Genomic DNA, 12,330 nt, shown 5'->3' with positions numbered 1-12,330 from the left:
GATGAAGATGGATGTCGGCAGGCGCGGACAGCATGCCCGCAATGTTCTGGTTTTGTCTACAAGACTTCCGCGACGGCGTCATCTTTTGCCGCCTCGGTTGCCGGACGCGTGTCGGGCAGGCCCAGGGCGGCAAGGAGGGCGAGGAGAATGATGCCCAGCGCATAGCGGAACGTATGGGCGAAGGCGTTGCTCATGGCCGGGCGCAGCGCCGCCGGCACGGCGTGGTGCAGCGCATGGGCGTCGCCGGTGTAGCGGGCGATTCCCTGCGCGAGGATCACCGTCAGCAGCGCGGTGCCGATCGAGCCGCCCACGCGCTGGATGACGTTCAGTGCGCTGGTCGCGCGAGCGATCTGATGGTGCTCCATATGTCCCAGCACCGCGCTCATGCTGGGCATCATGACGCAGCCCATGCCGAGTCCGTTGAAGAACAGCGCCGCTTCCACCCGGATCAGCGGCGTGTCGGCGGCGATGAAACACAGCGCCAGCAGCCCCGCGATCACGAAGGCGAGACCGCCGAGCACGACCCGGCGCGGGCCGATCCGGTCCGTCAGCCATCCGGCGAGCGGCATGGCGCACATCGCTCCCAGGCCCTGCGGCGCGAGGTGCAGGCCCGCGCCCAGGGCGGGTTCCCCGCGCAGGATCTGAAAATAGAGCGGCATCAGCAACGCGATGCCGAAGAATCCCGTCGCGAAGAAGAAGGAGGTCATGACGCCGGCGGCCGGTGCGGTCCGGGCGAAGAGACGGACATCGATCAGGGCGCCGGGCGTGAGGGCGGAATGGAAGGTGAATGCGGCAATGAGCGCCGCTCCGGCGAGAAGGCAGATATCGCCGCCCACATTGCCCAGGCCCGCGGCGGCCGCGATTTCCGCCAGGCCGAAGACGAGGAGCGCCAGACCTGGCGAGAGAAGAAGAAGGCCGATCCAGTCCAGCCGGTGATGCGGCCTGGGCGTTTCGCGGGCGAGGTAGCGGTGCGCGGCGACCAGCGCGAGCGCGCCGATCGGCAGGTTCACGAAGAAAATCCAGCGCCAGGAGAAATCGTCGACGAACCAGCCGCCGAGAATCGGTCCGGCGATCGGGCCGAGCAGCATCGGCACGCCGATCAGGCTCATGATGCGCCCGGTGCCGCCGGGGCCCGCGGCATGGGTGAGGATGATCATGCCCGCGGGCATGATCATGCCGCCGCCCAGCCCTTGCAGGATGCGGAAGAGAATCAGGCTGCCGATGGACCAGGCCGCGCCGGAGAGCGTCGATCCCACGAGAAAGAGCAGGATCGAGAGCATGTAGAGCCGCCGGGTGCCGAAGCGGTCCACCGCCCATCCCGTCAGGGGAATGATGGCGGCCAGCGCGAGCATGTAGCCGGTCGCGACCCACTGGGTCGTTTCCAGACTGGCGTTGAAATCCCTCGATAGCGTGCGGATGGCGACGTTCACGATGGTCGTGTCGAGGATCGACATGATGCTACCGAGCACCACCACGGAGGCGATGCGCAGGATGTCTCGATTCAGGACGGCGGGCGGGTCGGCGGGTGAGGTCATGGCATCAACATAGAAGAGGGCGGCGGCCGCGCGCCAGCGGAGTTGCGCCAGGGGGAGTTGCGCCAGACGGTTACGGTCGCGGAAGGCGGGAAAACGAGTGGCCGCGGACCGGCCGTGAGAGCGTCCCGCCAGGGACCTCACGCTGGCACCTCACGCTTAGTCTATCTCTATTCGACGCAACGTGAGTCCAAAAACCGGCGCACTCCCCGCTAATGAGAGGGTCGGAGGTCCGGCTGCTGCGAGAGGCCGCGGAGCGATTGTCGGCGGACTCTATCGAACGGCAGGTTTCATGAGGAGAAAACGAAAAATGGCGCAACGCTATTCGCAGACGGATGCTGGACGCTTCGAGGCACTGCTCGCGCGGGGGCAGTCCCCCTGGCTCGACTACATCAACCGCACCCATACGGAAAGCGGCAGCCTCCGGAAGATGGTGGAACAGGACGGTCTCCAGGGGATGACTTCCAATCCGGCCATTTTCGAAAAGACGATGGGGTACGGCAACGCCTATGACGCGCAGATCCGGTCGATCGTATCCAGGAAGCCCGTCACGCCGGAAGAGCTGTACGAAGAGCTGGCGGTGACGGACATCCGCGCGGCGGCGGACGTGCTGCGGCCGGTCTATGACGGGACGAATCATTTCGACGGCCATGTCAGCATCGAGGTGTCGCCCTATATCGCCAATGACGCGGAGGCGACGATCAAGGACTCCCGCAGGCTGTGGCGCGCGGTGGACCTGCCGAACGTCATGATCAAGATCCCGGGCAATGCCCCGGGGGCGAAGGCGATCGAGGAAGCGACGTTCGAAGGCATCAACGTCAACGTGACGCTGCTCTTCGAACAGGCGGCCTATCAGGCCGTGCTCGAAGCCTATATCCGCGGGCTGGAGCGCCGGGTCGAGGCCGGGCTGGACGTGAAGGACATCGCCAGCGTCTCCTCCTTCTACATCAGCCGTGTCGACGTGCTCGCCGACAGCCTCATCGACCGCAAGATCGCGGCGGGTGAAGGTGATGTCGCCGCGCTGAAGGCGCTTCGCGGCAAGGTCGCCGTCGCGAACGCGAAGCTCGCCTACGAGCACTGGGAGCAGGTGACGAACAGCGCGCGCTGGCAGCGGCTGGCGGAAGAGGGCGCGCAGCCCCAGCGTCTGCTCTGGGCCAGCACCGGCAGCAAGGACCCGACCTATCGCGACGTGCGGTATGTGGAGGAACTCGTGGCGCCGGAGACGGTGAACACGATGCCGCTGGAAACCTATGACGCCTTTCGCGACCATGGCGAGGTCACGCGCGAGATGGCGCGCGATTATGGCGCGTCGCGCGAGATCCTGCGCCAGTTGCATGCCTTCGGGATCGACCTCAAGACAGTGACGGATCAGCTTCTGCGCGAGGGTCTGGACGGGTTCGAGGCGGCGTTCGTCCGGCTCCACAACACGCTGGAGCGCAAGATCGCCGAAAGCCGGGCGTGATCGTCCGATCCGTCTGACGGGCGCGGCAGTCCGGTTTCCGGAGAGACAGGCGGGGAGGCGCGTGGTGGTTCGCACGCGCCTCTCGTCGGCTTGAATTGGACGTCGCGGTCCCCGTGTCTATGCTTGTGTCATGGTGAACGGAGCGGCATCTGTCGGGCCGTCCGGAGGGAAGTCTGATGAAGCGATTTTTCAACCGCCGCGAGACGGTCGTGGCCGATGCCGTTGCGGGGCTGCTGCACTCCTCCGCCGGGGCGTCTCTCGCGATGCTGGAGCCGCAGGACGGGATCACCGTCGTGCTGCGCCGGGAGCGCGACGGCTCGAAGGTCGCTCTCGTTTCAGGCGGCGGATCGGGGCATGAGCCTGCTCATGCCGGGTTCGTCGGACGCGGGATGCTGACGGCGGCGGTGTGCGGGCAACTCTTCGCCTCCCCCGGCGTGGACGCCGTCCTCGCCGCCATTCTCGCCGCGACGGGCGAGGCGGGGTGCCTGCTGATCGTCAAGAATTACACCGGCGACCGGCTGAATTTCGGCCTTGCCGCCGAACAGGCGCGCGCGCTGGGCCGCAAGGTCGAGACGGTGATCGTCGCCGATGACGTGGCGCTGGGTGTCGGCGCCCATGCGCGCGGCGTGGCCGGAACGGTGCTGGTTCACAAGATTGCGGGCCATGTGGCCGAGCGGGGCGGCTCGCTCGAGGAGGTCGCGGCGGCGGCGCGGGCGGCGGCGGCCTCCGTGCGGTCCATCGGTCTGGCGCTGACCGACGTGAACGTGTTCGACCCTGCGCATGAAACGCGCCTCGGCGACGGCGAGGCGGAACTCGGCCTGGGCATTCATGGCGAGCCGGGGGCCGAAAGGATCGACGTGACCGATGTGGACGCGCTGACGGCGCTCGCCGCCGACAGGCTGGACGCGACGCTGGAAGACGGCCCGCAGGTGGTGCTGCTCAACATGCTGGGCGCCGTGCCGGTGATCGAGGGACAGATTCTCATGGCGGCGCTGGCCCGCACGCGGCTGGCCCGGCGCATGCAGGCGGTCATCGGTCCGGCTCCGGTCATGACCGCGCTCGATATGTCGGGTTTCTCGCTCACGGCGATCCCGGCGCGGAAGGCGTTTCTCGACGCGCTGGCCTCGCCCGTCGAGCCGTCGGCCTGGCCGGGAATCGCGTCCTTCGGCGCCATCGTCACCGCGCCTGTTCCCGAACTGCCCGGGACGTTCCCGTCAAAGCCCTCCGCCAACCCCCTGCTGGAGCGGCTGATCCGCAAGGGCGCGGACGTGCTGATCGGCCAGGAGCAGGCCCTCAACGCGCTGGATGCGAAAATCGGCGATGGCGACGCGGGGTCCACCTTCGCCGAGTCCGCACGGATGGTGCTGGAGCATCTGGACAAATTGCCTCTGGCCGAACCGCAGGCGCTTTTCGCGACGTTCGGGCGTCTGTTGTCCCGCCATGCGGGTGGGTCGAGCGGCGTGCTGCTCTCCATTCTTTTCGCGGCGGCGGGACAGAAGGCCGACTGGCGGGCGGGGCTGGCCGCGGGCGTCGCGCGGATGCAGGATTATGGCGGCGCGAAGCCGGGCGACCGGACCATGCTGGACGCGCTGATCCCGGCGATCGACGCGGTGCAGGCGGAGGGCGACGCGGCGGCGCTGCTCTCCCGCGCGGCTCAGGCGGCGCGCAAGGGCGCGGACGCCACCCGGGCCATGCCGGCGCGGGCCGGTCGCGCCGCCTATGTGCCGGAGGCGCAGCTTCGCGATATTCCGGACCCCGGCGCGGAAGCGATCGCGCGGCTGCTGGAGGGCATGGCGGAGGCGTGAGGCCGCCCTCGCCGCCCATTACGCACCCGCCCGTTAGACGACCGGCGGGGTCAGCGGCTTCCGGCCCGCGAAATGCGCCAGAAGATTGTCCACCACCAGATCGCCCATGGCCTTGCGCACCTCGCGCGTCGCGGAGCCGCGATGCGCTTGCAGGACGACGTTCTCCATCGTCAGCAGAGCCTCGGGCACATGCGGCTCGTCGGCGAACACGTCCAGCGCGGCTCCGGCGATGCGTTTCTCCCGAAGGGCGGCGACGAGCGCCTCCTCATCCACCACGCTCCCGCGCGCGATATTGACCAGATAGCCATTCGGGCCGAGGGCGTTCAGCACCTCCGCGTCGATCATCTTCGTCGTTTCCGGGCCGCCCGGAACGGCGAGCACCAGCACGTCGCTCGCCTCCGCCAGGGCACGGGCCGACGCGTAATAGGGATAGGCCGCGTCGGCGCTGCGGGATCGGCTGAAATAGGCGCTCTTCATTTTCAGCGCGGCGCAGCGTTCGGCAACGGCGCGGCCTATGCGGCCCAGCCCGACGACGCCGACTGTCTTGCCCGTCAGGGTGCGGGCGTTCGGCACCGGCTCACGCCCCCATTTCCCGGCGCGGACGAAGCGGTCTCCGGCGGAGATGCCGCGCAGCACGTCGATCATGAGGCCGATCGCCATATCCGCCACGTCATCGCTCAGCACGCCTGTCGCGGCGGTGACATGGATGCCGCGCCGCTTGCAGGCGGCGAGGTCGATCTTGTCCATCCCCACGCCGTTGACGGCGACGAATTCAAGATGCGGCAAGGTGTCGATGATGTCGGAGGACAGGCCGCTCAACGGGCTGGTCGCGACACCGCGAATGGCGGCGGCGACGGGCGCGAGCGCATCGAGGGACTGGAAGCGATGGACGGTGAAGGCGGCGTCGAGCCGTTCCTGCACCGGGCGCGTCAGCGGGTCGATCTGAAGGATCTGCGGGCGTTCGGTCATGGGCTCCGTCATATCAGATTCTCCAGACAGTCTTCCACCAGCGGCCGATAGGACGCGCCGAAAAGGCGGAGATGGACGAGCGCCGGCCAGAGGCGGTACAGCGCGACGCGTTCCCGCCAGCCGGGCTCCAGCGGGCCGTAGGCCGTCCAGAACGCCGGCGGCGGGCGGGAGAAGAGCGTCAGTATGGCGAAATCCGCCTCGTGATGGCCGATGCAACAGGCCGGGTCGATCAGTCCGCTGATCCGCTCCTGCGCGACGAGTACATTCCCGCTCCAGAGATCGCCATGCAGCAGACTCGGGCGCGGCGCGGCGGGGAGCCGGGCGGGCAGCGTCGCCGCGAGACGGTCGAGGCGGCGGGCGAGATCGGTCGGCAGAAAGGGCGCATGGCAGAGAATCCGGCGGTCCCGCCAGAATTCCGCCCAGTCCGCGCCGCGCGCGTTGGCGATGGCGAGCGTGCCGAACGCGTATTCCTCGTCCCAGCCGTAAAGCGTCTCCGGCACGGGCGCCGCGTGCAACGCGCGCAGGATGTGGCCGAGCGAGGCCCATGCGCGGGAAAGGGAGCCGTTCGCGGGCAGGCGTTCCATGACGAGCAGCGCGTCATCCACGGCCAGAACGGGGGGAGCCGGCGCGCCCGCCGCGCGCAGTCGGTCGAGCATGCGCGCCTCGCGGGGCGGGAAGGGACCAGTCTTGACGACGGCCTCCCGTGGCGGCTCGCCGGATCGCTGGAAAGTGATCGCCATGACTTCGGAGAGATCACCGCCACCCAGCGGCGTGGCGGCGGTGATCGTGGCGCGCAGAAGGGCGGCGGCGTCACGCGGCGTCACGGGGCGCGGCCTCCCGGGGCCCGCCTCACGGACCGTCGAGCGTGCGTGCGGCGAGGTGACGGCAGGCCTCGGACACGTCGCGCCATGTGATCTCGAAGCCGCTGGCGGGGCCGAAATACGGATCGTCCACGTCGCTTCCTTCGCGGCCGGGAAGATGGTCGAGCAGCAGCGTGATCTTCGCGCGCGCCTCCGCCGGGGCGAGGCGGCGCAAGGCGTGCAGATGGCTCGCATCCAGCGCGAGGATATGGGTGAAGCGCTCGAAATCCGCCGCCTCGATCTGCCGGGCGCTCAAGGCGTCGATATCCAGCCCGTAGCGGCGCGCCGTGGCGCGGGCGCGAGGATCGGGGGCTTCTCCGGCATGCCAGCTTCCGGTTCCCGCCGAATCGATGTCCAGCCTCAGGCCGCGCCGCTCCGCCTCGGCCCGCATGGCGGCCTCGGCCAGGGGCGAACGACAGATATTGCCGGTGCAGACGAAGAGGAAGCTGGGGCGGGAGGGCGACACGTCGGTCTCCTGTGTGCGAATCGGGCGTACATCTGTCCCCGTCCGGAGGTGGAAGGCAATCCTTGGCGGCGAGAGAACGCATCACGACGTGTCGGGTCGGCGGGGCTCCGCTGGCAGAGGGCGCAACGATGCGATAAGGTTGCGGACATGGATCATATCTTCACTTTCCTGTCCGGCATTCTTTTCATGCTGTTCGGCATCATCGTCGCGGTGATCGCGGTGATCGAGCACGGCGCGCGGGTGCTGCTCTTCGATATCGGGATTCGCGGGCAGGTGGCGACGGCGTTGCTCGCGCTGCTGCTGCTGGGGCTGATCGTGCTGGCTTTCCGCTGGTTCGGGCGGATTTTCGGCGTGCTGATCGGCCTTCTGCTGCTGATGGTGCTGCTGCATGCGCTCTTCGCGCCGGTTTCGGCCACGGTTCCTGTGTCCTTCTGACGCCGGTTTCTTGAAAATATCCTGATCCGGGACCTTATCTGGCGGAGCGCGACCAAAGGAAAGCTGCCAATGTCCCGTCTCGATGCCGCCCCTGCCGGTCAAGCCACGCTCGATCTCGCCATTTCAGGCATGAGTTGCGTGGCCTGTGCGGCGCGGATCGAGAAAGTGCTGAACCGCAAGCCCGGGATCGAGGCGGCGGTGAATTTCGCCAGCGAGCGGGCGCATGTGCGCTATGCGCCGGATCGGGCCTCGGAACAGGAGATCATCGCGGCGATCGGCAAGGCCGGATTCGGCGCGGAGCCGGTGGGCGAGGCGCGGGACGCCCATCAGGACACATGGCGGCTGGAGCGCCGTCGTTTCCTGCTGGCCTGTGCGCTCACGCTGCCTTTTTTCTATGACATGGTCGCCATGGCGGCGGGGCTGCCGGTCGTGCCGCCGCTCGTCCAGCTCGTGCTGGCGACGCTCGTGCAGTTTCTCTGCGGCGGCCATTTCTATCGCGGCGCGTGGGCCTCCATTCGGGGCGGGCTGGCGAATATGGACGTGTTGGTCGTGCTGGGAACCAGCATCGCCTGGGGGTACAGCGCCGTCGTGGTGCTGTTCGGGCTGCATCGTCCGCTCTATTTCGAGACGAGCGCCGCGATCATCACGCTGGTGTCGCTCGGCAAGCTGATGGAGGCGCGGGCGCGACGGCGCGCAGGCGAAGGGATCGCGCGGCTGATGCAACTGCGTCCCGCCGTGGCCCATCTCGATCGGGAGGGAGTGGTCAGCGACGTTCCGGTGAGCGCGGTGAGGGTCGGCGACGTGTTCGTCCTGCGTCCCGGCGAGAGCGTGCCGGTGGACGGGGCGGTGATCGACGGGCGGTCCGAGATCGACGAATCCATGCTGACCGGCGAGAGCGTTCCTGTCCTGCGGGAGGCGGGGGCGACGATTTTCGCCGGGACCCTGAACACGACCGGGCTCCTGCGCGCGCGGGCGACGGGCGTCGGCGCGCAGACGGCGCTGGCGGCGATCGTGCGGATGGTCGAGCAGGCGCAGGGATCGAAGCCGCATGTCCAGCGTCTGGCGGACAAGGTCGCGGGGGTGTTCGTGCCGGTGGTCGTCGGTCTGGCGGTGCTGACCTTCGCGGTCGGCTGGATCGTGGCCGGATCGGCGCTCCGGGCGCTGGACCCGGCTCTGGCGGTGCTGGTGATCGCCTGTCCCTGCGCGCTGGGGTTGGCGACACCGACGGCTATCATGGTCGGGACGGGGTGGGGGGCTGCGAACGGGATTCTGTTCCGCGACGCGGCGGCGCTGGAGCAGGCGCAGAAACTTACCGTCCTGGCGCTCGACAAGACGGGCACGCTGACCGAGGGACGGCCGGAGGTGCGCAAGCTCGTTCCCGCGCCGGGTGTGGCGGAGAAGCGGCTCCTGACCGTGGCGGCGGCGCTGGAAGCCGGATCGGAGCATCCCCTGGCGCGGGCCGTCATGGCGCGGGCGGAGAAGGACGGCGTGGTTGCGTCGCCGGTGACGTCGTTCCGCGCGGTGCCGGGGCAGGGTATCGCGGCGGAACTCGACGGCGCACCGGCCCTGCTCGGCTCGCCGCGCTTTCTCGCGCAGGGCGGCGTTGTGCTGGACGCGCAGATCGTCGCGGAGATGGAAAGACAGGGCGGGACCGTGATCGGCGTCGCCTTGGACGGCGCGCCGCTGGGCCTGATCGCGCTGGGCGATCAGTTGCGGGGGGATGCGGCGGAGGCGGTGCGGGCGCTGAAGGCGATCGGGCTGCGCGTGACGATGCTGACGGGCGACAATGAGCGCGCTGCGGCGGAAGTGGCGCGCGCACTCGGGCTTGACGAGTACCGGGCCGGCGTCCTGCCTGCGGACAAGGCCGACGCCGTGGCCGCGCTGCGTCGGGAGGGGGCTGTGGTCGGCATGGTGGGCGATGGGGTGAACGACGCGCCGGCGCTGGCGGCGGCGGATGTGGGTTTCGCCATCGGCGCGGGGACGGCGGTCGCGATGGAGACGGCCGGGGTGGTGCTGGTGAGCAGCGAACTGAGGCGCGTGCCTGACGCCATCGATCTCTCCCGCGCCACGCTTGCGAAGATCCGGCAGAATCTTTTCTTCGCCTTCGTCTATAACGTGCTGGGCATCCCGCTCGCCGCGTCCGGCCTGTTGACTCCGGTCATAGCCGGGGCGGCGATGGCCATGAGTTCGGTCTGCGTCGTGAGCAATTCCCTGCTGCTCAACCGCTGGCGGCCACGCGGGGTCTGAAGGCATCTTCAGGGAAGAACTGGCGGAGATGCCCGGTGGGACGTATGACGCTGTCGATAACAAGGAGACATGATGATGACGGATACGGCACATCTCACGGTCGAAGGCATGACCTGCGGCGGGTGCGTGAAGAACCTGAAAGCCGCGCTGGAGGCGGTCCCCGGCGTGGAAACGGCCGATGTGGTGCTGGAAGGCGGCAAGGTCAGCGTGCAGTATGATCCCACGCGCGTGAAGCCCGCCGCCTTTCGCCAGACCGTCGAGGAAGCCGGGTTCGACGTCGTCGCGGACAAATGACGAAGCCCGCATCGGCTGGAGCGCACCACCCGTTCGACTGATCCCGTTCGAACGGGATCGGGCTCAGACCAGCGTGCCGTTCAGGAAGGCCGTGTTGGCCGAGCGAATCAGCGCGATGTCCGTGACGCTGAGAAAGGACGGGGCGGGCGAGGCGAGTTGGGGCCAGAGCAGCCCGTGCGCCTCCGTCATGCGCGAGCGGAGCCAGCGCCAGGTGGCGCGCTGCGTCGTGCCCCAGGTGAGAAGCGTCACGGTGTCCTCGTCGCCGGTCCCGTCATACGCCCAGAGCAACAGGCAGTGTCCGCCCCAGGAGCCGGGCGTGCGATCGCCGAGGGAGTCAGGCGTTTCGGTGTCCCAGATGCCGCCGAGTCCCGCCTGGTCGGCGATGGCGAGTTCCACGCCGAGATAGACGACGCCCAGCGCCGAGACCGCCAGACGCAGGCTGTTGAAATGGCCCGGTTCGATCGTGCCCCAGAGCGGATAGAGCGTCTGCGCCTCCAGCGCGTAGCCATGCAGCGCGGCATGGGCCAGCACGTCCGTTTCGATGCCGCCGCGATCGCTGGCCGGGTCGGCGGGCGTATAGCCGGTGGACGCGCTGTAGAAGGCGACGACCTCCCGCGTCGTCACGGGGGTCTGAAAGCCGTTCAGGGCGGAAACGGCCCGAACGGCATTGGCGAGACCGGCGGCGGTGCAGTCGCCGATCCTGTCGTTGTCAGCCATGATCGGCGCGGGATCGATCCCGTCGCGCCGCAACACGGCAGGTGCTGCGCGCGTCATCATGGGCAGATGATCGAGACGTGGCTGGCGCGGGCGCAGCACGGCCGGACGCGTGCCGAGGCGGGGGAGTGCGGTCAGAATCGTCACATGTCGTCTTTCTGGAAAGAGGGGCCGAAAATATCGCGATCGAAGACGTCAGATGAGGCCGTGCCGCGCCTTGATGGCCGCGATCCGGCTTTGCGCGTCTCCGGGTGCTCCCATCGCGGCGGAGACGAGGTCGCCGAGGATCGTCGCGACCTGCGCCACATCCGAGGCAACGAGGCGGATCTGTGCGGCGAGCGTCGCGGCGAGGGCGGTGTTGTCGAGGGTGGCGGCGATGTCGGATGCAACGGCGCGGATATCGGTGATGACGCTGGTGATCGCCGCGGGCACGTTCGAGGTGGCGAAGCTCAGGCTCGCCTCGTCTCCCGCATAAGCGGTGAAATCCGCCAGACCCTGCTGAATCAGGGCGATACCCCGGCTGGTTGCGGTCACGAGCGCCGCGGGAAGGGCGGAGAAGCCGAGAATCGTCCGGACGACATCGAGGGCCATGGTGGCGTCTGCGGCGAAGACCCGCACCTCCAGCGTGACCGTGATGAGTCCGCCGCCAGACGTCACGCTGCATCCGCCGAGCGCCAGAGCGCCGGCGGCGGCGAACAGGCTGCGCCGGGACAACGGAGGAGAATGAAGATCGCTCATCGGAAGCGCTCCCATAAAAAAAGCCGCCCTCTGAGTGAGAGAGGCGGCTTCGAAATGTGGCATTGAGCCATAAACCTAGACCAGAACATGCGCCGGATCAAGAGGTGGATCGTTCCGACATCGGATCTTCGGCGATGGGGGTATGAAACAGTTCCGAAGCGATTCGACTCGCGATCGGCATTGTGCTGCGGGCGGGGAACAGCAAAACGGCTGCTCTTTTTTTCATGGCAGATATGCAGTCCGCGCTTGGCGGCTCTTCCCGTCAGGGAAGGTCATGGTGTCCGCGGCGGGATTCGAACCCACGGCCCCAGGATTCATACCACTTCGACTTTCGCCGCCGTGCCCGACCCGAAAGGACGGGGACGTTCGTGGTCTGGACTGTCTCTTCGCCATGGGCCGCAAGGCCGACAGGCGCCACCCGTACAGTCTCTACACCTTCCCGCGTCGCCCGGCTGGCCGGGAGAGCGGGCTTGGCTCGGGATTGGCATGGTCCCCGGCGTTGGAGGCCGGAACCGGAGCGTTCCCCGAATTTGAGTGGTTCCGCCATGGGGTTTCCCGCCGTGACGCCCAATTCAAGCCTTAGGAATCCTGTGCTCTATCCTGCTGAGCTACGCGGACACACGGCCTCTGCTTAGCTTACCGGGCTGGGAGGGGCAAGGGCTGCGACGGATCGGGCGCGCTCCGGTCCGATGTCCGGATTTCACCCGCCCTCCGGCTCCCCGCCACGGGCCATTGGGCACGGGCCACTGGGCCAAGGTTACTGGGTCGAACCATTCCCGACGGCGCGGACAGTCGAATTGAGGTATGC

The 12,330-nt window shown here is 68.2% G+C and carries 11 protein-coding genes; 5 read left to right on the top strand and 6 right to left on the bottom strand.

The window, feature by feature from the left end:
- Nucleotides 1–56 precede the first annotated feature (56 nt).
- On the bottom strand, nt 57–1,676 hold the full coding sequence (locus EDC31_RS09930) for a DHA2 family efflux MFS transporter permease subunit (RefSeq protein WP_204366668.1): 1,620 nt from the start codon (nt 1,674–1,676) through the stop codon (nt 57–59).
- Nucleotides 1,677–1,842: 166 nt separating this feature from the next.
- Between EDC31_RS09930 and tal the strand changes: the two genes are divergently transcribed.
- Both tal and EDC31_RS09920 read left to right on the top strand, forming a co-directional pair.
- On the top strand, nt 1,843–2,994 hold the full coding sequence (tal, locus tag EDC31_RS09925; protein WP_042059612.1) for a transaldolase: 1,152 nt from the start codon (nt 1,843–1,845) through the stop codon (nt 2,992–2,994).
- Nucleotides 2,995–3,170: 176 nt separating this feature from the next.
- Nucleotides 3,171–4,799, top strand: coding sequence for a dihydroxyacetone kinase subunit DhaK (locus EDC31_RS09920; protein ID WP_132127022.1), 1,629 nt, complete (start codon nt 3,171–3,173; stop codon nt 4,797–4,799).
- Between the two features lie 33 nt (nt 4,800–4,832).
- Here EDC31_RS09920 and EDC31_RS09915 read toward each other — a convergent pair whose 3' ends face one another.
- The 3 genes from EDC31_RS09915 to EDC31_RS09905 are packed head-to-tail and all read right to left on the bottom strand — an operon-like array spanning nt 4,833 to nt 7,094.
- Nucleotides 4,833–5,780, bottom strand: a complete 948-nt coding sequence (locus tag EDC31_RS09915) for a 2-hydroxyacid dehydrogenase (protein ID WP_239641720.1) — start codon at nt 5,778–5,780, stop codon at nt 4,833–4,835.
- Entirely contained in the window at nt 5,777–6,592 is an 816-nt protein-coding gene (locus EDC31_RS09910; protein ID WP_042060473.1) for a fructosamine kinase family protein, read from the bottom strand. Before EDC31_RS09910 ends, EDC31_RS09915 begins: the two co-directional genes overlap by 4 nt.
- Before the next feature lie 25 nt (nt 6,593–6,617).
- Nucleotides 6,618–7,094 (bottom strand): low molecular weight protein-tyrosine-phosphatase, encoded by a 477-nt coding sequence (locus tag EDC31_RS09905; protein ID WP_042060471.1) that lies wholly within the window; start codon nt 7,092–7,094, stop codon nt 6,618–6,620.
- A 147-nt stretch (nt 7,095–7,241) separates the two neighbouring features.
- Here EDC31_RS09905 and EDC31_RS09900 point away from each other — a divergent pair, with 147 nt between their 5' ends.
- The 3 genes from EDC31_RS09900 (at nt 7,242) to EDC31_RS09890 (ending at nt 10,070) form a co-directional block, all read left to right on the top strand.
- Nucleotides 7,242–7,529, top strand: a complete 288-nt coding sequence (locus EDC31_RS09900) for a hypothetical protein (RefSeq protein WP_042060470.1) — start codon at nt 7,242–7,244, stop codon at nt 7,527–7,529.
- A 69-nt stretch (nt 7,530–7,598) separates the two neighbouring features.
- A complete protein-coding gene (locus EDC31_RS09895) occupies nt 7,599–9,776 on the top strand; it encodes a heavy metal translocating P-type ATPase (RefSeq protein ID WP_042060468.1) in 2,178 nt (725 codons plus the stop codon).
- 75 nt (nt 9,777–9,851) lie between these two features.
- Nucleotides 9,852–10,070 carry a heavy-metal-associated domain-containing protein gene (locus EDC31_RS09890; protein WP_042060485.1) on the top strand — a complete coding sequence of 73 codons (219 nt, stop codon included), beginning with the start codon at nt 9,852–9,854 and terminating at the stop codon, nt 10,068–10,070.
- Nucleotides 10,071–10,133: 63 nt separating this feature from the next.
- Here the strand turns inward: EDC31_RS09890 and EDC31_RS09885 are convergent, their stop codons facing one another.
- Together EDC31_RS09885 and EDC31_RS09880 are read right to left on the bottom strand one after the other, a co-directional pair.
- Nucleotides 10,134–10,931 (bottom strand): hypothetical protein, encoded by a 798-nt coding sequence (locus tag EDC31_RS09885; RefSeq protein ID WP_239641719.1) that lies wholly within the window; start codon nt 10,929–10,931, stop codon nt 10,134–10,136.
- Nucleotides 10,932–10,979: 48 nt separating this feature from the next.
- Nucleotides 10,980–11,522 carry a hypothetical protein gene (locus tag EDC31_RS09880; protein ID WP_052512061.1) on the bottom strand — a complete coding sequence of 181 codons (543 nt, stop codon included), beginning with the start codon at nt 11,520–11,522 and terminating at the stop codon, nt 10,980–10,982.
- Nucleotides 11,523–12,330: the final 808 nt, after the last annotated feature.

It is taken from the genome of Acidomonas methanolica (genome assembly GCF_004346035.1).
GTDB lineage: Bacteria > Pseudomonadota > Alphaproteobacteria > Acetobacterales > Acetobacteraceae > Acidomonas > Acidomonas methanolica.
Note: the sequence above shows the minus strand (reverse complement) of the source record. Positions and strands in the feature narration are given on the sequence as shown.